Raw genomic sequence first — 22,869 nt, forward strand, 5'->3', positions numbered from 1 at the left:
CCTCCAGCATCAGGAGTTGGGCCGACGCCCAACGCCAACCTGCCTTCCCGGGCAAGGTGGCGCTCCCGCAAGGGGGGATGCGGCCTCACCGGCAACCAATCGGGCAGCGCCGCCGTCGGTTCGATCTCCTGGACACCAGGAGGCCACCATGTTGGACAGCGCGGGGACGCCCCCGGACCTAACCCTTCTTCTCGGCCCGCATGACGCGGCGGAATTCGTCGCATTCTGCGAGTGGCGCGACCGCCTCGGGCGATGTGCGCCCTCCCTCCTCTATGTCACGCTGCATCGGCGTGGCGCGGAGATCTGGACCCAGGCGATCCGCATCCTGCCCGACCGCCGCCCGGGCCACCTGACCATCCATGTCGAGCGCATCCGCGATGGCGATGAACGCGCCGCGCTGCGCGACTGGCTGCTGGCGGCGGCTTCAGGGATGCGTCGCTAAAGTTTCTTGCATTTCGCATGGCACGCCGGTTGCGCCGGGGGCCCTGCCTGCTCGCCTTTCGCGAGAGGCCGGGAAGTCCCATGCCCCATTCGCGCGTGCCCAGATCCTCCACCGCCGTCGCCATCATCCTCGCGGCGCGCCCCAGCCCGAACGCGGCGCGCCCGCTGCCGGCGCAACCCATCGGCGGGCGGCCCATGCTGCACCACGTGATGGATGCCGCCGCGGGGGTCTTCGGCCGCGCCATCCTCGTCATCGGGCCGGAAATGGCGGACCTGCCGCCGCCCCCGCCGCCGCATCGCACCGTGGTGCAGCGGGACCGGCGCGGCGCCGCCCATGCCGCCCTGCTGGCCGCGCCCATGCTGGCCGGCTTCCGCGGGGATGCGGCGGTGATCCGGGGCGACCTGCCCTCCCTCTCCGCCGCGTGCCTCCAGGCGCTGCGGGACGCGCGACGCGATGGCGCGGACCTGGCCCTGCTCGCCTTCCGCCCCGCTTCGCCGGCGCCGCTCGCCCGCGTCCTCGCCTGCGCCGATACCGGCCAGGTGGATCGCGTGGTGCCCTGGGCGGAGGCGACGGCGGCGGAGCGTGCCATCGGCCTCTGCGATGCCGGCGTGCTCTGCGCCCGCAGCGTGGACCTGGTGCGCTGGCTGCGCGCCATCCGCCCCGACGAGGCCCGCGGCGAGTTGCGCCTGACCGGCATCGTCGCCGCGGCGCGGGAGGAAGGCCGCCAGGTCATCGCCATCGAGGGTCCGGCCGCGGAACTGACGCCGCTCGACACGCCGGAGGCGCTGATCGAGGCGCAGGCGCTGGACCGATTATCGCGGCACCTCAGCGCCGCCTGATTGACAGGTCCGGGCCGCCTGCGATCCTCCCCGCAAAACGACGGAGGATCGGGTCCATGAAGCGCAGGACGATGCTGGCGGCTGGCGTGCTGTTGCCCCTCGCCGCGCGCGCCCAGGGGCGGCCCGTGCGGCTCGTGGTCCCCGCCGCGCCCGGCGGGGCCATCGACGTCATCGGCCGCCTCTACGCCCAGCGCCTCTCTTCCCGTGCGGGCCAGAACTGGGTGATCGAGAACCGCGCGGGCGGCAACAACACCATCGGCGCGGCGGAAGTCGCGCGCAGCGCGCCGGATGGCACGACCTTCCTCGTCAATGCCGACATCCACCTGATGGGCACGCGCGTCGTGCGCAACCTGCCCTATGATCCCGTCGCCGATTTCACGCCCATCGCCCGCCTCGCCACCGCGCCGCTGCTGGTCGTGGGCCATCCCGAGCAGTCCCGCGCGCGCACCATGCAGGAGCTGGCGGCGGCGATGCGGCGCGACCCGCGGCACTACACCTTCTCCACCTCCGGCGCCGGATCCATGGCGCATCTGGCGGCCGAGGGGCTGAAGCGCGCCATCGGCGCCGATGACGCGGTGGTGGCGCATTACCGGGGCACCGCGCCGGCCATCAACGACGTCGTCGCCGGCAATGTCGCGCTGATGGTGGCGCCCCTCCTCTCCGCCCAGCCGCTGGTCCAGGCTGGCCGGCTGCGCGCCTTCGCGCTGATCGGCGCCGCGACCCGCAGCGCCGCCATGCCCGATGTCCCGACCATCGCGGAAGCCGGCATCCCCGGCATCGACTTCCTGCTGTGGTACGCGGTCTGGGGCCCCAAGGGCCTGCCCGCCGCCACGGCCGATACCCTGGCCCGCCAGCTGAACGAGATCGGCCAGGAGGCCGAGATCGCGCGCCGCCTGACCGAGATGGGCGCGGACGCCTTCACCTCCGACACGCCTGCCAGCTTCGCCGCCTTCATCGCGCAGGAGAACGTGAAGAACGGCCGCATCGCCGACCTCGCGGGGATCCAGCCGGAGTGATGCCCGCGAGCGTTTCTGGTGATCCGATGGCGGCCGGTGTTCTTCACGCCGGCCGAGGCCGCGAATGCGGCCCGCCGCTTATGCGGCGAAGCCAAGCGAAGCGCCGGCGTCTGAGGGCCTTTTCGTGTCAGCGAAAAGGCATGGCGGCATGACCAGCCCGCCCATACTGATCGCCGGCGGCGGCATCGGCGGCCTCGCCACCGCCCTCGGCCTCGCCCGCCAGGGTTTTTCGTCCATCGTCCTGGAGAAGGCGCCGGCGATGGGGGAGGTGGGGGCGGGCATCCAGCTCGGCCCCAACGCCTTCCATGCCTTCGACTGGCTGGGCGTCGGCGACACGGCGCGCGCCATGGCGATCTATGTGGACCGGCTGCGGCTGATGGACGCGCTGACGGCGGAGGAGATCTGCCACATCGACCTCGGCCCCGATTTCCGCGCGCGCTTCGGCAACCCCTACGCCGTCATCCACCGCGGCGACCTCCACGGGGTCTTCCTGCAAGGCTGCCGCGCCAGCGACCTCATCACGCTGCGCACCTCGGCCGAGGTGGTCGCCTATGAGCAGGACAGCACCGGCGTCACCGCCATCCTGGCCACCGGCGAACGCCTGCGCGGCCGCGCGCTGATCGGCGCGGATGGCCTCTGGTCCAAGGTGCGCCGGCAGCTCGTCGGCGATGGCGCGCCCCGCGTCTCCGGCCACACCACCTATCGCAGCGTCATCCCGACCGAACAGATGCCGGAGGAACTGCGCTGGAACGCCGCGACCCTCTGGGCCGGCCCGAAATGCCACATCGTCCACTACCCGCTGCAGGGCTGGAAGACCTTCAACCTCGTCGTCACCTACCACAACGACGCGCCGGAGCCCGTCGCGGGCAAGCCCGTGGAGGCCGAGGAGGTCTTCCGCGGCTTCACCCATGTGCACCCCATGGCCCAGCAGATCATCCGCCAGGGACGCGACTGGAAGCTCTGGGTCCTCTGCGACCGCGACCCGATCGAGCGCTGGGTCGATGGCCGCGTGGCACTCCTTGGCGACGCCGCGCATCCGATGATGCAGTACATGGCGCAGGGCGCCTGCATGGCGATGGAGGATGCGGTCTGCCTGGCGCAGACGTTGGCCGCGCACCAGGGCGAGATCGAGGCCGCGCTGCCCGCCTATCGCGATGCCCGCGCGCTGCGCACGGCGCGCGTGCAGCTGCAGTCCCGCGCCATCGGCGACCACGTCTACCACCCCGCCGGCGCCCATGCCGCGCTGCGCAACTCCATCATGGCCGCGAAGTCGCAGGCGGAATGGCGGGACACCCTCGCCTGGCTCTATGGCGGCACCGGGCCCATCACACAGGACAAAGCAGCATGAGCTCCGACGCCGTCGCCCACGCCATCCGCGAACTGGTCATCGCCAACCGCATCCTGGCGCGGGAGGATGTGATCGACGATTTCGGCCATGTCAGCCTGCGCCATCCCGAACGGCCGGACCGCTACTTCCTCTCCCGCAGCCGCAGCCCCGTGGCCGTGACCAGCGACGACATCATGGAGTTCGAGCTGGACGGCACGCCCATCGCGCAGAATGGCCGCCGCATCTATGCGGAACGCGCCATCCACTCCGCCATCTTCATGGCCCGGCCGGAGGTGCGCGCCGTGATCCACCACCACGCCCGCCCCGTCATCCCCTTCACGGTCACGAAGACGCCGCTGAAGCCCGTCTTCCACATGGGCAGCGTGATGGGGGCGGAGGTGCCGATCTGGGACAGCCAGGACGAATTCGGCGACACCAACATGCTGGTGGACGACCTGCCGCGCGGCCATTCGCTGGCGCGCGCGCTCGGCCCGCACCGCTCCGTCCTGCTCGCGCGCCATGGTGCCTGCAATGTCGGCGTCAGCCTCCGCGCCGCCGTCTTCACCGCCGTCTACATGAAGGACAATGCGGCGATGGTGCTGGCGAGCCTGCCCTACGGCCCCGTCAGCTACCTGACGCCGGGTGAGGTGGAGAAGACCGCGACCATGCTGCTCTCCGACATGCCGCTCGCCCGCGCCTGGGACTACTGGATCACCCGCGCCGGATTCGGCGGCGTGTAGGGCGCCTCCCCGGCCGCGGGCGGGGCCACGGCCTCCGCCTGCGGCCCGCCGGCGCTCTCGATCAGCGCCGCCAGCTCCGTCTCCGGCACCGCGCGGCCATAGAGGTAGCCTTGCGCCTCCGTGCAGCCTTCCGCGCGCAGCAGCGCCGCCTGCACGGCGTTCTCCACCCCCTCCGCATTGCACCGCAGGCCGAGCGCATGGGTGATGCCGATCATGGCGCGGACGATCGCGACCGCCTGCGGATCGTCCGTCAGGGTCGCGACGAAGCTGCGGTCGATCTTGATCTTGTCGAAGCGGAACTTGTGCAGGTAGCCGAGCGAGGAATAGCCGGTGCCGAAATCATCCATGGCAACGGAAACGCCGAGCGCGTGCAGCGCCTCCAGCGTCGCCAGCGTGCGCTCCGTGTCCGTCAGCAGCACGCCTTCCGTGATCTCGATCTCGAGGCGGGCGGGCGGCAGCCCCGTCTCCTCCAGCGCCGTCCGCACGGCGCGCAGGAAGTCGGCGGCCTGGAACTGGTGGGCGGAGATGTTGACCGCCATGCGCAGCCCGGGCCAGCGGGTCGCGACGGCGCAGGCCTCCCGCAGCACCCATTCGCCGATCCGGCTCAGCAGCCCGATCTCCTCCGCCAGCGGGATGAAGCGGTCGGGCATGACGCGGCCGCGCACCGGATGGTCCCAGCGCAGCAGCGCCTCCAGCCCGATCACCCGGCCGGTGGAGAGATTGACCTGCGGCTGGTAGTGCAGGTGCAGCTGGCCCGTGGCCATCGCCTCCCGCAGATCCTGTTCCAGCGCGCGGCGTTCGCGCAGCGCCTGGTTCATCTCCGCCGAGAAGAAGCGGAAGCCGTTCCGCCCTTCCGCCTTGGCGCGATACAGCGCCGTGTCGGCATCCTGCAGCAGGTGGTCGGGGGCACTTTCCACCGACAGCGCGATGCCGATGCTGGTGCCGATCATCGCCTGGTTGCCATGCAGGATGAAGGGCTGCGACAGCAGCTCCACCAGCCGCGCGGCCAGCGCCTCCGCCGCCTTGGGCTGTTCGGCGCTGCGCTGGATGATGGCGAATTCGTCGCCGCCGAGCCGCGCCAGCGTATCGCTTTCCCGCATCGCGTCGGTGATGCGCTTCGCCACCTGGCGCAGCAGCTCGTCCCCCGCCGCATGGCCCAGCGTGTCGTTCACTTCCTTGAAGCGGTCGAGGTCGAGGGCCAGCACGGCGAAGTGCCCGCCATAGCGCTTCAGCCCCGCCGCCGTCTGTTCCAGCCGGTCATGGAACAGCCGCCGGTTCGGCAGCCCCGTCAGCTGGTCATGCGTCGCGAGATGGGTGATGCGGCTGGTCGCCCGTCGCAGCATGCGCAGCGGCAGCAGCCGCAGCGCGACATAGGACCCGCCCGCGAGGAAGAGGGAGGCCAGCGTCACCCAGACCGACTGCACCAGCAGGTGCAGCCCCGAATGCTCGATCTCGACCGTCCCCACGGGCTGGCCGTTCTCGAAGATCGGCGCGCTGGCGCCATGCAGGGGGCCACGAAGCGGTGCCTCGATCGCCGCCAGCGTATCGCCGTTCACGTCGCGCACCCGCATGGTGACGTCGGCTTCCGGCGTCGCCGTCGCCAGCGCCGCGCGCAGCCGCGCCGCCTGGAAGCGCCAGAGGTCCGGATCGCGGCTCGCGATCTGGGAGACAGTATAGGCGACGATCCGCGCCTCCGCCTCCATCGCCGCATTCTCCTCCCGCAGCTCCGTCCAGACATGCATGACCGGCAGCGCGACCGCCACCAGCATGGCGATCCCGGCGGCGAAGCCCGTCACGAGCCGCACCAGCGCCGCATCGCCGGCGGAAGGTTCGGCCGCCATGCCGCCCGGCATGCGTCGCTGCTCGATGGCCTCGCTCATGCCGCTTCGGCCGGCACGGGGACGTAGCCATGGGCCCGCAGCAGCGCGCGAGCAGGCGGGGAGGCGAGGAAGTCGAGGAAGGCCTGCGCCGCGGCCGGCGCTTCGCCCCGCGTCACCACCGCCAGGGCGCGGGAGAGGCGGTAGCGGCCCGACACCAGCGCCTCCAGCGTGGGCGCCACGCCATCCAGCGCCAGCAGCCGCAGCCGGCGCCGTTCCGCCATCGCCTGGCCGACGGAGATGATGCCGAAGGAACCTTGGATGCGCTCCAGCAGCTCCGCATTCTCCTGGTCCGTCCCGGCGGTGGCCAGGCCCGGCCGGGCATGGGCGCGGTCCACGGCCAGCGCGATCTCCGGCGACAGGCTGGAGAGCAGGATCCAGTCGCCCTCCGCCCGGTCACGCCGCACCACGCGCAGCGGGCCGCCGCCGGGCCAGCTCGTCAGCTCGCCGGACAGCGCATCGGCCAGTTCCGCCGTGGTCACGCCGTCTGCGGGCGTCGCCTCATGCGTCGCGACGGCCAGCGGATTGGTCGCGAAGGTCGTGGCGACCAGCCCCTGCGCCTGTTCCGCCGGCGTCAGCGGCCGGCCGGCCAGCGCGATGTCGATCCGCCCCGCGCGCAGCGCCGCCAGGCCGCCCGCGCTGCCCAGGCTGTTCAGCACCGTCGCCGGCACGCCGCCCCCGCCGCGCAGCCATTCATCCAGCAGCAGCCGCGTGATGGCGATCGCCATGCCGGTGCCGCCCAGCGTCAGGCCAGCGGCCCGCGCGCCAGGCAAGGGAAGGGCCGCACCCATGGCCATCGCCGCCGCCAGCAGGGCGCGGCGCGGCAGGCGTGGCGGCGTGTCTCTGTCGGGCACGGGCGTCATGCGGGCAGGATGCCCGGCAGCTGTGAACCGAGCGCTAATCGACCTCGCCGAACCAGGACTCGAAGCCGTGGAAGCCCGCCACCGCGCCCTCCGTCATGGCCTGGCGGCGCGCCGGATCGGCGCCGCAGGCCTCGATCGCCGCGCAGCATTCCCGCCACATCGCGCCATGGCGCGCCCCGTGGCCGAGCAGGAACAGCCGCCCCTCCCGCGCCTCGCCCAGCAGCGGGTCCAGCGCCCGCGCCAGATGCAGGCCGCCCAGCGTCGAGCCTTCCGAGACGTAGAGCCACCCCATGGCCGTCGCGGCGCTGCCCGGCACCGGGATCGGCGCCGCCGGCACCGCGGCCTCGTCGCCCAGCGCCGCGCGATCCGCCACCAGCAGGGGGGAACGCCGGCGCTCCGCCAGGTCGATGCCCCAAATGGCCAAGGATGGGGACAGGGAGGGTGCCGCCGCCAGCGCGGCCTCCAGCGCCGCGTGGAAGCCCTGCAGCCGCGCCAGCAGCGCCCGGTATTCCTCGCGGGTGATCCGCCCGCTGGCCAGGCGCGCGAAGCATTCGACCCCGTGCAGCCTTTCATGTACGGCGCCGGTCGCCTCCCGCAGCGCGTCCCGCGCGCTGGTCGTCATGGCGATGCTCAACCCCGGTCGTCGCCTTGCGGATCGGACCGGCTGGAATGCCGGATCAGCGCTTCCAGCACCTCCGCCGTGCGGGCGACGGAGGCGCGGACGCTCTCCAGCTGCTCCGGCATATGCGCGACATCGACGCCGTCCGTGATCTCCAGCGCCGCCAGCTGCGCATTCTCCACCACCGAGGAGAGGATGGCCCGGAAGGCGAGATCCGCCTTGCGGTCGAGCCGCCCGGCGCGGGACCGCGAGCCTTCCTCGATGCCCTGCTGGAAGCGGCGCCGCGCGGCTTCCGCCGCCTTGCGTTCCGCCAGGTCGTTGAACAGGAAGACGTAGCCCAGCACGCGGTCGGGGGAGGAGAAGACGGGATCCGCCCGCACCAGCAGCGGCCGTCCCGCGCCCATGCCATCCGCCAGCCGCGCCTCGCCCCGCCAGGACCGGCGGTTGTCCAGCACGTCCCGCAGCCGCCGTCCGATCTCGGTCGGGTCGGCGAAGAAGGGCAGCAGCTGGTCGATCCGCCGCGGCGCCGCGCCGCGCACGCCGGGCAGCAGCGCGTCGAAGGCGTCGTTGCGCAGGTCGATGTTGCCCTGCGCGTCGCAGATCACCACGGCCTGGGGCGAATTGCCGACCTGCCGACGGATCTGGGAAAGCTGGTCCTCCGCGATCAGCATGCGGACCGATCGGAACTGCAGCACCACGTCGCTGACGGTGTCGCCCACCATCCGCGCCGTCGCCAGGTCCTTCGGCGTCCAGGGCTCCGACCGCCCTTCCACCACCTGGTGCCACTGCGCGAAGGACCGGCGCGGCGAGAGGTCGCGCGGATCGTCGCCCACCGTCACCGGCTTGGTCGGGTCGCCGCCCCAGGTCACGGTCCGCACCTGCTCCGGCCGGAACCAGATGATGTATTCGCCGGGCGTGGAGGAGATCGGCGTCGCCAGCACGCCGGAGGCGACCGCCGTCAGCCCCGCCAGCCCCGGCGCATCCTGCCCCAGGCTCGCCGTCCCGATCACCGGCCGGCGGGGCTGGTCGTCCAGCCACTGCCCGATGTCGCGCAGCCCCGCGGTGGAGGGCACGTCGCCCGTCGTCTGGGTCTGCCCCTCGAACAGCAGCGCCGCGCCCGTCGCGTTCAGCGGCGCCAGCAGCGTGTTGGGGTTGTCGAACAGCGCGCTCCGCCAATCCCCGTCGCGGGAGATCGCCTCGATCATCCGCTGTTCCAGCCGGCGGACGGAAAGCTCCGCCTGCGCCTGCACGAAGCTTTCCAGCGCGGCGATCCGCGTGCCGACGGCTTCCGCCAGCAACTCGACCACGGCGCGCAGCGCGAAGGGCGCGCGGCGCGGGCTGTCATGGTGGCAGGCGATCAGGCCCCAGAGCCGCCCGCCCACCATGATGGAGGCCACCAGCGTCGCCCCCACCCCCATGTTCTTGAGGTACTGGATATGCATGGGCGAGGTGCTGCGCAGCACGCAGAGCGACATGTCGAGGTCGCGGCCCGTGAGCGGCGAGAGCCGCGGTTCCAGCGGGCAGGCGGCGTAGTAGACATCCGCCACCACCCGCACGCGGTTGCGGATGTAGAGGCGCCGCGCGACCTGCGGGATGTCGCTGTCGGGATAGCGGTTGCCGAGATAGGGCTCGAGCGAGGGGTCGCGTTCCTCCGCGAAGACCTCGCCGTGATGGTCCTCGTCGAAGCGGTAGACCATGACGCGATCATAGCCCGTCAGCCCGCGGAAGATCCGCGCCACCTCGTCGCAGAGCGGCCGCACCGCATAGCTGGCCAGGATGGTCTGCAGCGCGGGCTCGATCCGCCCGGCGAAATTCTCGTCCGGCCCCGCGCGTTCCAGCTCCAGGATCAGCCCGCCACCGGCGGGGCGGTGCGCCATGCCGTCCAGCACCATCCCGTCCAGCCGTACGCGGAAGGCGCCCGGGATCTCGTCCAGCGGGTCCGCCAGCAGCGGCGCCAGCGCGGCCGCGATGCGCGCCTCCACGGCTGAGAGGCGCCGTCCCTGCAGCGGCGCCGCCGCGCCGATGAAGGCGGCCGCATTGGCGCTGGCCTGGAGGATGGTCAGGTCCGGCTCGCGCAGCGCCAGCAGCGCGCCATGCGGCTGGATGGAGGCGGCGAGGTGGATGGGCTCCCGCTCGCAATTGGACAGGTCGGCGGCGCCGAAGGCGGGGTCGCCCTCCATCGTGCCCGGTTCGCGGCGATCGGACATCACGGGCGCCCTTCCGCAGACCCCTCCCGGTCCTCGCTCAACCCGTAGCGTTCGAGCTTGGCGTAGAGGCTCTGCCGGCTGAGCCCGAGGGCATCGGCGGCGGCGGTGCGGTTGTTGCCGGCCAGGCGCAGCGCGCGCTCGATGCAGGCGCGTTCCACCAGGGCGGCGGTGCTGCGCACCATGGCGGGCAGCGGCACGCGCCCCACATCATTGGCCAGCGCGCCGAGCGCCGCGCGCAGCGCCGCGGCTTCCCCGGAGGCCAGCATGCGCCGGCCGATGTCGCGGATGATGAAGCCCATCATGCGCTGGTCGTCGGAGGCGCCCCGCACCGGGGCGCGGATGGCGGCGCCGGAGACCTCGACCTCCGTCTCCGTCCCCAGGCTGCCGGTCAGCGTCGCGGGCAGCAGCCGCACCTCCCCGTGCTGGGCGATGGTCTGCATCAGCACGGTGGCGTCCATGCCGGGCTGCGCCAGCCAGCGGTCCAGCTTCTCGCCCACCACGGAATTCTCGGACCCCGCCTGTGCCAGGTCCAGGAAGGCGCGGTTGGCGCGGCGGATGGTGCCGCCCTGGTCGATCACCACGAAGCCGTCCGGCATCTCCTCCAGCAGCGCATCGCCGCGCAGCGGCACGCCGCGCGGCTGCTCCTCCGCCATCTCCTGCACCTGCGCCTGCACGGTGGCCGGCGTCAGCTGGATCAGGAAGACGGGGCCCGGGTTGCGCGCCATCAGGGAGGCCCGCAGCAGCCAGGGTGTCGCCTCCGTGCCGAGGTGCATCATCACCCCCGGCGCGCGGCCCTGTTCGCGGGCGCGCAGCAGCACGTCCCGGAAGGCAGCCCGGTCGCGCGGCGCGACCTCATCGGCGAAGTTCCAGCCCGGCGCCAGGCCAAGCTCCCGGATCGCGGCCGGATTGGCCTCCACGATCCGCAGGGTGGAGGCGGCGATGACCAGCACGGCTTCGGAGGAAGCGTCGAACAGCAGGCGGGACCGGGTCTCGATCTCCCGCAGCTTCCAGTAATCCTGCTCCCGCGCCTGCTGCGCCGCGACCAGGCGCGATTGCAGCTCCGCCACCGCCTGCAGGTTCTTGCCCACCGCGATGAGGCCGGCCTGCCCACCCAGCCGCACGGTGGTGTATTCGACCGGGATCTCGAGGCCGGAGGGGAAGCGCTGCGTGACCTGGAGATAGGCGGAGACGCCGGAGGCGCGCGCATCCTCCACCATCCGGCGGACCTGCAGCCCGCCGATGTCGCTGACCGTCTCCATCCAGGGCCGGCCCAGCCACTCGGACACCGGCTCGCCCCGCATCGTCTCGGACAGCGCGGCATTCCGGATCACGCCTTCCCAGTCGAGGGTGAGCATGATGTCGGGCTGGATGACGGCAACGCGGGTCATTGGTCGCGAACCATGGGGGCGCGGGTCATGGGGAGGATGGGTCCGTCGTTTCGGCCCGACCGCGCGGCAGAACCTGGAGGGCAGAGCCTGGCGGAGGACCTGCGCCATCGTCGCAGCACTGGCGAAGACGCTTGATACTGTGTGGGACTTTAAGCGCCCTACGTCAATGTAAGATGACGACTGGTCGTTGAGACAATCGCGAGGCAATTCACAAATTCTCGCAGCCCACCGCCAAAGTAGTGTCAAGCATGCTTGACACTCGGCGTCATTCCACGACCTATTCAGGGCATGCGCGGACCGACCCAACGGAGCCCCGACAAGCCGATCGGCATCATCGGCGCCGGCATCGGCGGCCTTGCCGCCGCCATCACGCTGGCCGCCGCCGGCCGGTCCGTGACCGTGCTGGAACGTGGCGCGGTGCCGGGCGGCAAGGTCGCCGCCATCCCCCTCGGCGGCCTCGCCGTGGATGCCGGCCCCGGCGCGCTGAGCCTCCGCCCGGTCTTCGACGCGCTGTTCGAGGCGGCTGACACCAGGCTTGATCGTCATCTGCACCTGACACGCCTGCCCCTGCTCGGCCGCCACCTCTGGCCCGATGGCAGCCGGCTCGACCTGCCGGCCGATGCCGCCGCCGCCGAATCGGCCATCGGCGCCTTCGCCGGCACCGCCGCCGCGAAGGGCTACCGCGACTTCATGGCCCGCGCCGCGAAATGCTGGGCGGCACTGGAGAAACCCTTCCTGACGGTGCAGCGTCCCGGCGCGCTGGCGCTCGGCGCGCAGGCGGGGATGCGCGGGCTGCTCGGCACCTCGCCCTTCGGCACGCTCTGGGATGCGCTCGGCGAGCATTTCGCCGATCCCCGCCTCCGCCAGGTCTTCTCCCGCCTCTCCACCTATGTCGGCACCTCGCCCCTCGTCGCCCCCGCCACCTTGATGCTGGTCGCGCAGGTGGAGGCCGGCGGCCTCTGGGCGATCGAGGGCGGCATGGCGCGCCTGCCCCAGGCGATGGCGGAGGCGGCCGCCGCCAAGGGCGTGGCCTTCCGCCACGGCGCCGATGTCGCCGGCCTGCGCGTCGCCGGCGGCCGCATCGCCGGCGTCACGCTGCGGGATGGGGAGGTGATCGAGTTCGCCCAGGTGATCCTGAACGCCGATCCCGCGACGCTCGCCGCCGGGCATCTCGGTGCCGCCGCCGCCCGCGCCGTGCCGGCGATGACGCCGAGAGAGCGCAGCTTCTCCGGCATCAGCTGGGCCATGGCCGGAAGGGCCGAGGGCCTGGACCTGCCGCGCCTCACCGTCTTCCACGCTGGCGATGCCATGGCGGAGCTTGCCGCGCTCACCTATCGCGGCCGCATGCCGGACCGGCCCTCCGTCACCCTCTGGGCGCAGGGCCGCCACGGCGTGGCGCCGCCGCCCGAGGGGCGGGAAGGCCTGCTCGCCCTGGTCAGCGCGCCCGCCCGCGCCGATGGCCGCCGCATGGACCCCGCCGCGCTCGCCGCCGCGGAGGCCGCCGCCTTCGGCGCCATGCAAGGCGCCGGCCTGACCATCACGCGCGACGCCACGGCGGTGATGACACCCCCGGATTACGAGGCGCTGGCCCCCGGCACCGGCGGCGCCCTCTTCGGCCCGGCCGTGCAGGGCTGGAAGGCGATCTTCAGCCGCCCGGCGGCGCGCACGGCGCTGCCCGGCCTGTTCCTGGCCGGCGGCGCGACCCATCCCGGCGCGGGCCTCGCCATGGCGGCGATCTCGGGACGATTGGCGGCCGAGGCCGCGATGGCGGAGCGGATCTGATGGACGGCATGACGCATACTTCCCTCCGCGGCTGGGAATTCGACCGCCCGGTGGCGCCCCGCGGCTACAGCTGGTGGTACATCGATGCGCTCAGCGACGATGGGAAGCACGGCATCACCATCATCGCCTTCATCGGCACCGTCTTCTCCCCCTGGTATGCGCTGGCGCGGCGCGGCGGCGGCGGCGATCCGGAAGACCACAACTGCATGCATGTGGCGCTCTACGGCGCGCCCAGCCGCTGGGCGATGACGGATCGCCGCCGTGGCGCGCTCTCCCGCGACGCGAATACGCTCCGCATCGGCCCCAGCAGCGCCCATTGGGACGGCCAGGCCCTGACGGTGGAGATCGACGAACGCACCGCCCCCATCCCCGGGAAGCTCCGCGGCCGCGTGGTGCTGCGCCCCGATGCGCTCTCCACCCGCGCCTTCCGCCTGGACAGCGACGGTCGCCACCATTGGCACCCCATCGCCGCACGCTCCCGCGTGGAGGTCACGCTCACCGACCCCGCCCTGACCTGGTCCGGCCCCGCCTATTTCGACACCAATTGGGGCACCGCCCCCCTGGAGCAGGATTTCGTCGGCTGGGACTGGTGCCGGGCGCCGATGCCGGAGGCAACCGCCATCCTCTACAATGCGCAGCGCCGCGACGGCACGAACCAGTCCCTTGCGCTGCGCGTCGGTACCGATGGCAGCGTCACGGATATCCCCGTGCAGCCCAAGGTCGAGCTGGGAAAGACGCTCTGGCGCATCGCCCGCCCGACCCGGGCGGAGGACGGCCAGGCCCGCCTGGTGCGCACCCTGGTCGATGCCCCCTTTTACTCCCGCTCCGAGATCCGCACCCGGCTGCTGGGGCGGGAGGCGACGGCCGTCCACGAAAGCCTCTCGCTGGACCGCTTCGCCAGCCCCGCCATGTACGCCATGCTCCCCTTCCGGGTGCCGCGCCCGTTGCGCTGAGGCAGCCTCCCCCGCGATTCCGGTGGCTTCTGTATCTCAGATGAGATACATCCGGCCCGCCCCTGGCAGAGGAGGTCGCGATGGGCACCAGGATGCTGCATGTCCGGGTGGAGGAGGAGGTGAAGGAACGGGCTTCCATCGCGCTGGAGCAGATGGGCCTGACCATGTCCGAGGCCGTGCGCGTCTTCCTGCACCGGGTCGCGGCCGACCAGAAGCTGCCCTTCGCGCTGGAGGTGCCCAATGCGCGCACCCGCGCCGCCATGGAGGAGGCGCGCAGCCTGAGCGCCCGCTTCGAAACGCCCGCCGCCCTGCTCGATGACCTCGACGGTGGCCAGCGGTAAGCGGGCAACCCTGCCGCGGGCCTCCGACTGCACGGGCGAGTTCCGCAAGGACTGGGAGCGCCTGACGCGATCCGGGCGCTACGACATGGCTCGGCTCAAGGCGGTGATGATGCACCTCATCGCCAATGAGGGCCCGCTGCCGCCCGAACGCCGGGACCATGCGCTGGCCGGCGAGTTCCAGGACCATCGCGAGTGCCACATCGGCGGCGACTTCCTGCTGATCTATCGCCTGGCGGATGCCGGCAAGCGGCCGAGCGTCATCTTCGTCCGCGCCGGCACGCATTCCGACCTGTTCGGGCGGTAGCCGCGCCTCATCGTTCCAGCACGAACTCCACCCGCCGGTTCAGCGCCCGCGCCTCCGCGTCGTCGCTCCCGTCCGGCTTCGTGTTGGGCGCCACCGGGTCATGCTCGCCGCGGCCCTCCACCACCACCGCCGGCATCGCATCGCCGACGCGCTGTTCCAGCCAGCGCTGCACCGCCCGCGCGCGCCGCAGCGACAATTCCTGGTTCACCGCGGCGTCCCCCACGCTGTCGGTGTGACCGATGATCCGCAGCGTGCGCGGCCGCAGCTCCCGCACCAGCGTCACCACCTGGCCGAGCCCTTCCGCCGCTTCCGCCCGCAGCTGGTCGGCGCCGAAGGGGAAGAGCACGTCGCCCGAAAGATTGAGCGCCACGCCCCGCGCCGTCTCCCGCCGCGTCACGCCGGGGCGGGCGGGTGGCACCGGCGCTGGCGAGGCCGCGACCTGCTCCACCCGGATCTGCCGCCCCTCCTGCGCGATGCGCGGCGCGGCACCCTCCGCGGATTGCGACCAGGTCAGCTCCAGCGTCTCCCCCCGCAGGCTCACGCGCGCACCCGGCGCCAGCTCCGCCCGGATGGTGCTGGTATTGCCCTGCACCTCCAGGCTCCGGCAGCCGCCGGTGAAGGTCAGGGCGTTGCGCTCGCCGCGCACCGTCACGTCCCGGCCCGTGCAGTCGATCGTCTGGCGCTGGGCATTGCCCTCGACGATCAGGGGGCCGAGGCCCTGGCCCGCGGCGGGCAGGGCCAGCGTGGCCAGGAAACCGATCATCAGCGGGCGCAGCGTCATGGCGGGGTTCCTTCTCATCCCCCCGCCAACGCCGCAGCGCTCCCGTTGGCGGTCCGCGCGCGCGGAAAATTCATCCGGCGCGCGGGGAGCCGTTCAGAACCGCAGCGTCAGGTTGGCCCGCGCCCCCAGGCTCTGCGCCCCATCGGCGAACTGCCCGTTGAAGGAGACGCCGAGCGCCAGCGCCTGGGTCAGGCTGGCGGAGAGGCTGGCCTCCGCCACCGCCGCATCCTTCGCGATCGGCGTGCCGCCGACGATGAAGGGGGCGGAGCCCGCCAGCCGCAGGTCGGCGGTCGGCGTCACGTCGCCCCAGGCATGGCGCCAGCCCAGCATGCCGGCCAGGCCCAGCGTGGTCTCGCCCAGCTGCGTCCCCGTGGCGGCGCGGAGCCCGAGCGTGCCGTAGTTGACGCCCGCATTGCCGCGCTCCGCCGTCAGCGCGGCGCTGCCGCCGCGTTCCGTGAAGCCATCCTCCCGCACATCCGCCCGCGCCAGCCCGGCGAAGGGCTCGATCGCGGCGGCGCCGAGGTCGATGCGCCAGCCCATCTCGCCGAAGACCTGCGTGGTCTGCGCATTGGTCTTGCCGGTCAGCCCCTCCGCGAAGCCGGCGAAGGCCGGGCTGCGGCGCGTCGAGATCTCGCTCCATCCCTGGGTCGCGCCCAGCCGCAGGCCGAGCGCCCCCCATTGCCGGCCGCCATAGAGGCCGAGGGTCGTCGTCTCCGCCGATCCCTTGGCGGCGCGCGCCCCGGATTCGAAGCCGGCATCGCCGTAGCCCGCCAGCAGGCCCACCCGCCAGCCATCGAAGGCGGGCATGTCCGCGCCCACCACCAGGCCGCCGCTGTCATGCGACAGGGTGGCGGCATTGCCGTCCCCGGCGCTGCGCCCCCAGGCGCCATAGCCCTGGGACCAGAAGGCGATGCCGGGCACGTTGCCCGCGACCGCCTCCGTCCCGCCCCCGCCGATGCCGCCCAGCGAGACCCGCACCCGGTCGAGCGCCGCCTGCCGGGTGAAGCGCGTCTCCTCCAGCATCGCGCCGCGGATGGAGGCGTGGATCTCGCCCGAGAGGCTGTCATAGGCGAGGCGCGCGGCTGCATCCGTCTGCTGCACGCCGATCGCGGTGCGGATCGCGCTGCTGGCCGGCAGCCCCTGCATCGCATCCGCCACCGCGGCCTGGTTGCGCGTCGCCGCCGCGGTGCCGAAGCCGCGGGACTGCGCCGGCACCAGCGTCACGCCATTGGCGCCGTAGCTCGCATAGAGCTGGTAGAAGGTGGACAGCTCCGGATCGCCGGTCACCACATAGGTCCCGGTCACGCCGCCCGTCGCGCTCAGCACCGTATAGACCGTGTCGAGCGAGACGGCCCCGCCGCCGGCGCGCACCAGCTGCAGGATGGCGCCCGGCTGGATCGTGGCGGTGCCGTTCACCACCAGGCGGTCGGCCGTTACGCCCGGCACCACCTCCGCCACCAGGATCGCGCCCGCGGCCTGGGTGTAGTTGCCCGAGACGGTCAGCGTGCCCGGGCTGTTGCCCGGGGAGACGGTGCCGCCGGCCTGCACCGCCAGGCTGGCGACGGTGCCGGAGCCGCCCAGCGTGCCGCCATTGCCGACCGTCACCGTGCTGCCCGTGGCACCCAGCGTGCTGTTCACGATCAGCCGCCCGCCCGTGACGTTGATGGCGCCGTTGTAGCTGCCGCCATCGCCGGAATAGATGGTCGTGCCCGCCTGGTGCCGGATCTGCCCGCCGCTGCCGAAGATCCGCTGGTCGAAGGCATAGGCGGTGCCGGTGTGGTTGAACAGCAGCGTGGCGTCGCCGGCGCCGAAGAAGATGCCGTTCGCCGCGCTGATCGTGCCGGGCGCCTGCGCGGCCTCCCCGAGCGCGCCGCCCACCGCCAGCACGCCGCGGCTGCCGCTGTTGGTCGCGATGTCGATGATGTTGGCGGCGCCGATGTAGCCGCCATTGCGCACCGCCACCTGGCCGTCGCCGTTGAAGCCCACGCGGAAATTGCCGTTGAAGCCGGTGCGGCGCAGGCTTTCGTAGCGCGACCCCTCGCCGGTGACGACCATCTCGCCGAAGGAGCCCGTATCGGTGCCGACCGCGCCGGTATAGGCGGTGACGACGGCGCCATCGGCAATCGTCAGCCGCCCGAAGCCGACATTCCCGTTGCCGTTGCCGCCGACATAGACGTTGAGCGCGTTCTGCAGCGTCGTGCCGCGGCCGGTGACGGTCGCATTCGCCCAGGTCGAACCGGCTCCGCCGATATAGGTCGCATCCGCGATCACGGCTGCGCCGTTGGCGATGACCAGCGTGCCCTCATTCGGCTGCAGCCAGCCGGCGGCGGAAGCCCAGTCCGGCGGCAGCGTCACGGTGCGCGTGCCGATATCGACCGTCGTGCCCGGCCCGGTGATGGTCACCACGCCCTGGGCGCCGAGGGTGAGGGAGCCCTCGAAGGTGGTCAGCCGCGCGCCGTCCCGCACCGTCAGCGACCCCGCGCCCCCGAAGCCGACATCGATGCTGCTGGTGCTGTCCCAGCTGGTCCCGGTGCCGGAGACGGTGACGCTGCCCGCGCCCCCGCCATTGCCGATGGTGGTCGTGGAGCTGACGGCCAGGCTGCCCCCGCCGGAGAGCCCGAGCGCGCGCCCGCCCGTCACCGTCACGGTGGAGGCACTGGCCGATCCGCCATTGATCACGGGATCGGCCGGCGGCGTGCCGCCGATGGTCACCGCATCGGCGGTGGTCGGCACCGCGCTGGTCCAGTTGCCCGGGGCGAACCAGCTGGAGCCGAGGCTTCCCGTCCAGCTCTGCTGCGCCGCCGCCGGCGCGGCCAGCGCCAGGGCTGTCAGGGCGGTGCTGGATAGAAGAAGCCAGGTCGAGAGCGGCCGCCCTGGCCGCATGGCTGAGACAAGACGCAGATTCGCTGCCCCGCCGCAAAGGCGGTCTCCAGCCGACATGATTAACATTTCTCGTTGTTCCACCGCGTGACTTGGGCCTGACACGGAGGATGTGGCAGCCCTGCTTCGCCACATCCGCGAATCGTCCACGACAACTCTGCAACAGGGACGGTAACAACGCCGTGTCTGGTCTTGCACGTCCCGTTTCTTGGACGTTTCGACCGGCCTGCCGACCCCGGCAGGCGCATCGCCGGCCAGGCGGGCCCGGTTCCACGGATGGCGGGGGTCGCCGCCACGGCGCGAAAAGCCGCGGATTGCCGAGCGTCGGGGCCGCGCTTGATCGGCATCAAGACGCCGTCAACAGCCCCCGGGCAAGATGGCGCCGTGGCCCGCGCGGCCCGGCGGGGCAGCCGGATCCTCAGTTCCAGCCTGCCGGATCGCGAAAACGTGATCAATGCGATGCGCGACGTCGATCACCGAAACCGGGCCGCGCCCGCGAACGCCGCCCCGCCCCGGGCGTATAGTGCGGTGCAGCAAACGCCGTGACCGATGAAAGACGATTGCCCGATGGACCAGCACGCCTCCCCCACCAAGGTCACCGCCATCGCCGGGGACGGCATCGGGCCGGAGGTGATGCGCGCCACCCAGGCCGTGCTTGCCGCCGCCGGTGCGCGCATCGAATGGGAGGATGCGGTGGCGGGCGCGGAGGCCTTCCGCAAGGGTGTGGGCTCCGGCGCGCCGCAGGAAACGCTGGACAGCATCGCCGCCAACCGCGTGGCGCTGAAGGGGCCGCTCGAGACCCCCGTCGGCTTCGGCGAGAAATCCGCCAATGTCACGCTGCGCAAGGTGTTCGAGATGTATGCGAACATCCGCCCGGTGCGGGAGATTCCCGGCATCCGCACTCCCTTCGCCGGGCGCGGCATCGACTTCGTCGTGGTGCGCGAGAATGTCGAGGATCTCTATGCCGGCATCGAGCACATGCAGACTCCGGGCGTCGCGCAATGCCTGAAGGTGATCACGGAGGCGGGCTGCGAGCGCATCGTCGCCATGGCCGCCGCGCTGGCGGAGGCCGAGGGCCGCAGGAAGGTCACCGTGGCCACCAAGGCCAACATCATGAAGCTGACGGAAGGCATGATGAAGCGCGTCGGCGAGCGCGTGCTGAAGGAGCACCCGTCCCTCGTCCATGAACACATGATCGTGGACAACGCCGCGCACCAGATGGTCGTGCGGCCGGAACAGTTCGACGTCTGCGTCATGACGAACATGAACGGCGACATCCTCTCCGACCTCGCCGCCGGCCTGGTCGGCGGCCTTGGCGTCGCACCCTCCTCGAACATCGGCGACGAGGTCGCGATGTTCGAGGCGGTGCACGGATCGGCCCCCCAGATCGCCGGCCAGGGCCTGGCGAACCCGACCGCGCTGCTGCTCTCCTCCGTCATGATGCTGCGCCATATCGGCGACTTCGCCACCGCGCGGCGGGTGGAACACGCGCTCTACGTCACACTGGAGGAAGGGCGCGACCTCACGGGCGACATCGCCGCCCCCGGCCAGGGCGTCGGCACGGACGCCTATGTCGCCCGCGTCATCGCCAATCTGGGGCGGGAAAGCGCCCGGGTCCCGGCGCGGGACTACCGCCCGATCGCCATGCGGACCTGGCCGGCCGAGCCCTTCGCCCGCCCCGCCGCGACGCGAGAGGTTGTCGGCGTCGATGTCTTCATCGAGAGCAGGGAGGACCCCTCGGCGCTCGGTGCCGCGCTGGGTGCGCTGGCGGAGGGCACGCCCTTCGCGCTGCAGACCATCGCCTCCCGCGGCGCCCAGGTCTGGCCGCCCCAGGGCGGCACCACCTTCCTGGTGGACCAGTTCCGCGCCCGCTTCCGGCTGAAGGCGCCCGAGGCCGGCGATGCGTCGGCCGCGGCGCTGGAATTGCTGTCACGCATCGGCCGGGGGCATCGCTGGATGCATGTGGAGATGCTGCAGCGCTTCGACGGCGTGGACGCCTTCAGCAAGGCGCAGGACGAGATCCGCGCCGGCTGAATCCAGTGGCGGCGGGCGATGGTTTCACGGTATGTTCCGGCCATCATCCGCCGCATCGCGCCTGGAACCCGCCGTTACGGCATCGCTGGCCGTGCGGGCGTGAATTTGTCCCAAACCGGCGCGCGAATCGCGACTAAACGCGGCTAAACGGCATAATCGGGCTAAAGGGGTTAGTGGCCTAAAAGCCACAGTATCTCACCCCCCGGGGATCCAGACCTCGATCGTCTGGGGGGACGGCTGCGGCTGGTAGGCCCGGAAATCCTGGATCGCCCAGCCCCGGCCGAGCCGCCCCGCGATCCGCGCCGCCGCCGCCTGGTCCTCCTCATGGAAGTAGCGGACCACGGGGGTGGAGGGCACGAAGGGCGCCTGCCGGGTCGACTGCACCTCCAGCCCCGCCTCCCGCAGTCGCCCGGCCACCTCCTCCGCCGCCGCCGCGCCCTGGCTGGAACTGCTGCGGTGATGCAGCACGATGCGCAGCCCGGCATCGGCCGGTGGGGGCGGGGCCGGCACCGCGGCCGGCGCCACGGGGGCCGGCGGGGCAGCGGGCGCCAGGCGCGTCAGCTGCGCCGGCGCGGGCCCGGCCGGTTCGGTCGGCATGGTCTTCTGCGACGGCAGGGCGCGCTGCACCGCCTCCAGCTCCGCCCGCAACGTCTCGATCTCGCGTTCCAGCCCGAGGCGGGCTTCCCGCAGCGCCGCCAGCCGCGCCTCCTCCATCGCCACCTCACCGGACAACCGGGGGGGCGCGGCGGCGGGGGCGGGGTTGCCCGGCGGGGGCGGCGGAAGCGGCGCGGGCACCATGCCCGCACCCGTCATGCGCGATGGCGGCGCGCCATCGGCGGCGAGGAAGGTGATGCCCACGACCACCGCCAGCACGCCGGCACCGATCCAGGGCAGGCGGCGATAGGGATTGGCGCCGCGCCGGCGCCCGCCCTCATGCCGCCCATCCCGTCGACCCTCTGCGCGCATGCCAAGCCCTTCCCGCGCGCCCCGCCATGGGGTGCGTCACGGGGGGGAAACGCCACGGAAGGACGTCTGTTCCGGCGGCGTCAGCCGCCTTCGCGTTCCGCCTGGGACTGGGCGGCCAGGGCGCGCGCCATCTGGGACAGCGCCTCCTGGTGCTTCTCGTTGTCGATCAGCGCGAAGTTGCGGGCCAGCTCCAGGCACATGCGCTGGCGCGGCGATGCCTCCTGCCCCGGGCCTTCCACCGCCAGCCCGTCGAAGAACCAGGAGACGGGAACGCCCAGCACCTGGCCGATCTCGAACAGCCGCCCGGCGGAGATGCGGTTCAGCCCGCGCTCATACTTGTGCGCCTGCTGGTAGGTCACGCCGATCATCTTCGCCAGCTGCTGCTGGGACAGGCCCATCATCACCCGGCGTTCGCGGATCCGCGCGCCCACATGCCGGTCGGCCGCATTGGCGCGCTGGCCAGGCCGCTCCCCCGGAGTCGCCGTCTCACGCGACGAAGCCTGGGGCGCTGCCTTGGCGCTGCCGTTGCGCCGATCGGTGTCAGTGGTTGCCATGATTTCGATCCCTGCCGGTGTTTGACGCACCGTGCAATGCGATAGATGCCCATGCGTTCGCCCGAGGCGCGCATGACAACAGTGTGAGTTTCGACTTTCCGGCGCGTTTGCGCCGCCATGGACGATTCAATCCCCGGTTCTTCCGGGGGGCGGGTTCATGAAAACGCTCGTGCAACCGAATGCACGATCACGCGGCCAATGCAAGCAAGCCGCGCGCCAGGGTGGCGCAGGCTACTCCGCGCTGCCCTTCTTGGCGGCCTTCAACTGCTCCAGCTGCCGGCGCAGCGTCTCCACCTCGGCCTGCAGCGCCGCAAGCCGGGCCGAATCGGGGGCGGGCTCCGGCGGTTCCATGCCGGTCCGGAAGGGGGCGAAGAGGTTCATGGCGCGCTCCATCATCGCCATGTTCTGCTTGCCCACTTCCTCCAGCCCGCCGAAGGGCATGAAGCCGCCCATCGTCTGCTCCACCGTGCGCCGCACCTGGTCATGCTGGCGGGAGAAGGCGCCCATCACGCTTTCGAGGTAGCGCGGCACCAGCGACTGCATGCTGTCGCCATAGAAGCCGATGATCTGCCGCAGGAAGGACGTCGGCAGCAGGTTCCGCCCCTTCGCCTCCTCCTCGACGATGATCTGCGTCAGCACGCTCCGCGTGATGTCCTCGCCCGACTTGGCGTCGTAGACCACGAAGTGCCGGCCGTTCCGCACCATGACGGCCAGGTCCTCCAGCGTGACGTAGGAGGAGGATTCGGTGTTGTAGAGCCGCCTGTTCGCATACTTCTTCACGACCACCGGGGGGGTCGAGGGGCCTTCCGTCTCCGCCGTCGCCTGCGTGGTGTCGTTTGCCATCCGTTTGCCTTCCCGAAGCGGGTGCGCCGCCACCGATGATGCTAACATGGTGATTGATGCAGTGCGAAAGCCCTGATGCGTAAATATGCGACCGGAATGCCGCCCCTGCTGGC

The 22,869-nt window shown here is 72.1% G+C and carries 21 protein-coding genes and 1 riboswitch; of the genes, 11 read left to right on the top strand and 10 right to left on the bottom strand.

What is annotated here, in order from left to right; all coding sequences use genetic code 11:
- The first annotated feature begins 1 nt into the window (after position 1).
- Positions 2–109, top strand: a riboswitch (SAM-I-IV-variant riboswitch).
- A 39-nt stretch (positions 110–148) separates the two neighbouring features.
- From G3576_RS20325 to G3576_RS20345, 5 genes are all read left to right on the top strand, one after another.
- A complete protein-coding gene (locus tag G3576_RS20325; RefSeq protein WP_164696280.1) occupies positions 149–442 on the top strand; it encodes a hypothetical protein in 294 nt (97 codons plus the stop codon).
- Positions 443–522: 80 nt separating this feature from the next.
- Entirely contained in the window at positions 523–1,281 is a 759-nt protein-coding gene (locus tag G3576_RS20330) for an NTP transferase domain-containing protein (protein WP_164696281.1), read from the top strand.
- Between the two features lie 56 nt (positions 1,282–1,337).
- Positions 1,338–2,297: a Bug family tripartite tricarboxylate transporter substrate binding protein gene (locus G3576_RS20335; RefSeq protein ID WP_164696282.1), complete on the top strand. Its 960-nt coding sequence runs from the start codon at positions 1,338–1,340 to the stop codon at positions 2,295–2,297.
- A 148-nt stretch (positions 2,298–2,445) separates the two neighbouring features.
- Positions 2,446–3,645 (top strand): 3-hydroxybenzoate 6-monooxygenase, encoded by a 1,200-nt coding sequence (locus G3576_RS20340; RefSeq protein WP_164696283.1) that lies wholly within the window; start codon positions 2,446–2,448, stop codon positions 3,643–3,645.
- Positions 3,642–4,364: a class II aldolase/adducin family protein gene (locus G3576_RS20345; RefSeq protein ID WP_164696284.1), complete on the top strand. Its 723-nt coding sequence runs from the start codon at positions 3,642–3,644 to the stop codon at positions 4,362–4,364. Before G3576_RS20340 ends, G3576_RS20345 begins: the two co-directional genes overlap by 4 nt.
- Here G3576_RS20345 and G3576_RS20350 read toward each other — a convergent pair.
- From G3576_RS20350 to ppsR, 5 genes are read right to left on the bottom strand one after another with little or no spacing between them, the layout of a single operon-like run.
- Positions 4,328–6,244 (bottom strand): putative bifunctional diguanylate cyclase/phosphodiesterase, encoded by a 1,917-nt coding sequence (locus G3576_RS20350; RefSeq protein ID WP_164696285.1) that lies wholly within the window; start codon positions 6,242–6,244, stop codon positions 4,328–4,330. The two genes, G3576_RS20345 and G3576_RS20350, sit on opposite strands and share 37 nt — an antisense overlap.
- Positions 6,241–7,095: a substrate-binding domain-containing protein gene (locus tag G3576_RS20355; protein WP_164696286.1), complete on the bottom strand. Its 855-nt coding sequence runs from the start codon at positions 7,093–7,095 to the stop codon at positions 6,241–6,243. The genes G3576_RS20350 and G3576_RS20355 overlap by 4 nt, the downstream gene beginning before the upstream one ends.
- A 43-nt stretch (positions 7,096–7,138) precedes the next feature.
- Positions 7,139–7,726, bottom strand: coding sequence for a biliverdin-producing heme oxygenase (locus tag G3576_RS20360; protein ID WP_164696287.1), 588 nt, complete (start codon positions 7,724–7,726; stop codon positions 7,139–7,141).
- A gap of 8 nt (positions 7,727–7,734) precedes the next feature.
- Positions 7,735–9,930, bottom strand: a complete 2,196-nt coding sequence (locus G3576_RS20365) for a GAF domain-containing protein (protein ID WP_207622937.1) — start codon at positions 9,928–9,930, stop codon at positions 7,735–7,737.
- Positions 9,930–11,318 (bottom strand): transcriptional regulator PpsR, encoded by a 1,389-nt coding sequence (ppsR, locus tag G3576_RS20370; protein ID WP_164696288.1) that lies wholly within the window; start codon positions 11,316–11,318, stop codon positions 9,930–9,932. The genes G3576_RS20365 and ppsR overlap by 1 nt, the downstream gene beginning before the upstream one ends.
- 288 nt (positions 11,319–11,606) lie before the next feature.
- On the opposite strand from ppsR, the gene G3576_RS20375 reads away from it, so the two are divergent.
- The 4 genes from G3576_RS20375 to G3576_RS20390 all read left to right on the top strand — a co-directional run bounded on the left by G3576_RS20375 (position 11,607) and on the right by G3576_RS20390 (position 14,698).
- On the top strand, positions 11,607–13,100 hold the full coding sequence (locus tag G3576_RS20375) for a phytoene desaturase family protein (protein ID WP_207622938.1): 1,494 nt from the start codon (positions 11,607–11,609) through the stop codon (positions 13,098–13,100).
- 8 nt (positions 13,101–13,108) lie between these two features.
- Positions 13,109–14,053 carry a carotenoid 1,2-hydratase gene (locus G3576_RS20380; RefSeq protein ID WP_207622939.1) on the top strand — a complete coding sequence of 315 codons (945 nt, stop codon included), beginning with the start codon at positions 13,109–13,111 and terminating at the stop codon, positions 14,051–14,053.
- A gap of 80 nt (positions 14,054–14,133) precedes the next feature.
- Positions 14,134–14,394: a type II toxin-antitoxin system RelB/DinJ family antitoxin gene (locus G3576_RS20385; protein ID WP_207622940.1), complete on the top strand. Its 261-nt coding sequence runs from the start codon at positions 14,134–14,136 to the stop codon at positions 14,392–14,394.
- Positions 14,369–14,698 (top strand): type II toxin-antitoxin system YafQ family toxin, encoded by a 330-nt coding sequence (locus tag G3576_RS20390; RefSeq protein ID WP_164696290.1) that lies wholly within the window; start codon positions 14,369–14,371, stop codon positions 14,696–14,698. The genes G3576_RS20385 and G3576_RS20390 overlap by 26 nt, the downstream gene beginning before the upstream one ends.
- 7 nt (positions 14,699–14,705) lie before the next feature.
- On the opposite strand, the gene G3576_RS20395 is transcribed toward G3576_RS20390, so the two are convergent.
- Together G3576_RS20395 and G3576_RS20400 are read right to left on the bottom strand one after the other, a co-directional pair.
- Positions 14,706–15,479, bottom strand: coding sequence for an OmpA family protein (locus G3576_RS20395; RefSeq protein ID WP_164696291.1), 774 nt, complete (start codon positions 15,477–15,479; stop codon positions 14,706–14,708).
- A gap of 93 nt (positions 15,480–15,572) precedes the next feature.
- Complete coding sequence (locus G3576_RS20400) at positions 15,573–18,419, bottom strand: autotransporter outer membrane beta-barrel domain-containing protein (protein ID WP_164696292.1); 2,847 nt, start codon at positions 18,417–18,419, stop codon at positions 15,573–15,575.
- Positions 18,420–18,695: 276 nt separating this feature from the next.
- Between G3576_RS20400 and G3576_RS20405 the strand changes: the two genes are divergently transcribed.
- Both G3576_RS20405 and G3576_RS20410 read left to right on the top strand, forming a co-directional pair.
- Positions 18,696–18,905: a hypothetical protein gene (locus G3576_RS20405; RefSeq protein WP_164696293.1), complete on the top strand. Its 210-nt coding sequence runs from the start codon at positions 18,696–18,698 to the stop codon at positions 18,903–18,905.
- 3 nt (positions 18,906–18,908) lie between these two features.
- Positions 18,909–20,393, top strand: a complete 1,485-nt coding sequence (locus G3576_RS20410; protein WP_235952266.1) for an NADP-dependent isocitrate dehydrogenase — start codon at positions 18,909–18,911, stop codon at positions 20,391–20,393.
- A gap of 195 nt (positions 20,394–20,588) precedes the next feature.
- On the opposite strand, the gene G3576_RS20415 is transcribed toward G3576_RS20410, so the two are convergent.
- From G3576_RS20415 to phaR, 3 genes are all read right to left on the bottom strand, one after another.
- Positions 20,589–21,359: a hypothetical protein gene (locus tag G3576_RS20415; RefSeq protein WP_164696294.1), complete on the bottom strand. Its 771-nt coding sequence runs from the start codon at positions 21,357–21,359 to the stop codon at positions 20,589–20,591.
- An 80-nt stretch (positions 21,360–21,439) separates the two neighbouring features.
- Positions 21,440–21,913, bottom strand: a complete 474-nt coding sequence (locus G3576_RS20420) for a helix-turn-helix domain-containing protein (RefSeq protein WP_164696295.1) — start codon at positions 21,911–21,913, stop codon at positions 21,440–21,442.
- Positions 21,914–22,144: 231 nt separating this feature from the next.
- A complete protein-coding gene (gene phaR / locus G3576_RS20425; RefSeq protein ID WP_164696296.1) occupies positions 22,145–22,756 on the bottom strand; it encodes a polyhydroxyalkanoate synthesis repressor PhaR in 612 nt (203 codons plus the stop codon).
- Positions 22,757–22,869: the final 113 nt, after the last annotated feature.

Origin of the sequence: Falsiroseomonas algicola, from assembly GCF_011040385.1 — a bacterium.
GTDB lineage: Bacteria > Pseudomonadota > Alphaproteobacteria > Acetobacterales > Acetobacteraceae > Falsiroseomonas > Falsiroseomonas algicola.

Excerpts from the sequence above, each read along its gene's own strand:
- G3576_RS20360 (WP_164696287.1), bottom strand. The coding sequence starts at position 7,726 with ATGACGACCAGCGCGCGGGACGCGCTGCGGGAGGCGACCGGCGCCGTA.
- ppsR (WP_164696288.1), bottom strand. The coding sequence starts at position 11,318 with ATGACCCGCGTTGCCGTCATCCAGCCCGACATCATGCTCACCCTCGAC.
- G3576_RS20380 (WP_207622939.1), top strand. The coding sequence starts at position 13,109 with ATGACGCATACTTCCCTCCGCGGCTGGGAATTCGACCGCCCGGTGGCG.
- phaR (WP_164696296.1), bottom strand. The coding sequence starts at position 22,756 with ATGGCAAACGACACCACGCAGGCGACGGCGGAGACGGAAGGCCCCTCG.
- G3576_RS20420 (WP_164696295.1), bottom strand. The coding sequence starts at position 21,913 with ATGGCAACCACTGACACCGATCGGCGCAACGGCAGCGCCAAGGCAGCG.
- G3576_RS20390 (WP_164696290.1), top strand. The coding sequence starts at position 14,369 with ATGACCTCGACGGTGGCCAGCGGTAAGCGGGCAACCCTGCCGCGGGCC.
- G3576_RS20330 (WP_164696281.1), top strand. The coding sequence starts at position 523 with ATGCCCCATTCGCGCGTGCCCAGATCCTCCACCGCCGTCGCCATCATC.
- G3576_RS20325 (WP_164696280.1), top strand. The coding sequence starts at position 149 with ATGTTGGACAGCGCGGGGACGCCCCCGGACCTAACCCTTCTTCTCGGC.
- G3576_RS20375 (WP_207622938.1), top strand. The coding sequence starts at position 11,607 with ATGCGCGGACCGACCCAACGGAGCCCCGACAAGCCGATCGGCATCATC.
- G3576_RS20365 (WP_207622937.1), bottom strand. The coding sequence starts at position 9,930 with ATGTCCGATCGCCGCGAACCGGGCACGATGGAGGGCGACCCCGCCTTC.
- G3576_RS20410 (WP_235952266.1), top strand. The coding sequence starts at position 18,909 with ATGAAAGACGATTGCCCGATGGACCAGCACGCCTCCCCCACCAAGGTC.
- G3576_RS20395 (WP_164696291.1), bottom strand. The coding sequence starts at position 15,479 with ATGACGCTGCGCCCGCTGATGATCGGTTTCCTGGCCACGCTGGCCCTG.
- G3576_RS20350 (WP_164696285.1), bottom strand. The coding sequence starts at position 6,244 with ATGAGCGAGGCCATCGAGCAGCGACGCATGCCGGGCGGCATGGCGGCC.
- G3576_RS20340 (WP_164696283.1), top strand. The coding sequence starts at position 2,446 with ATGACCAGCCCGCCCATACTGATCGCCGGCGGCGGCATCGGCGGCCTC.
- G3576_RS20415 (WP_164696294.1), bottom strand. The coding sequence starts at position 21,359 with ATGCGCGCAGAGGGTCGACGGGATGGGCGGCATGAGGGCGGGCGCCGG.
- G3576_RS20385 (WP_207622940.1), top strand. The coding sequence starts at position 14,134 with ATGGGCACCAGGATGCTGCATGTCCGGGTGGAGGAGGAGGTGAAGGAA.
- G3576_RS20345 (WP_164696284.1), top strand. The coding sequence starts at position 3,642 with ATGAGCTCCGACGCCGTCGCCCACGCCATCCGCGAACTGGTCATCGCC.
- G3576_RS20335 (WP_164696282.1), top strand. The coding sequence starts at position 1,338 with ATGAAGCGCAGGACGATGCTGGCGGCTGGCGTGCTGTTGCCCCTCGCC.
- G3576_RS20400 (WP_164696292.1), bottom strand. The coding sequence starts at position 18,419 with ATGTCGGCTGGAGACCGCCTTTGCGGCGGGGCAGCGAATCTGCGTCTT.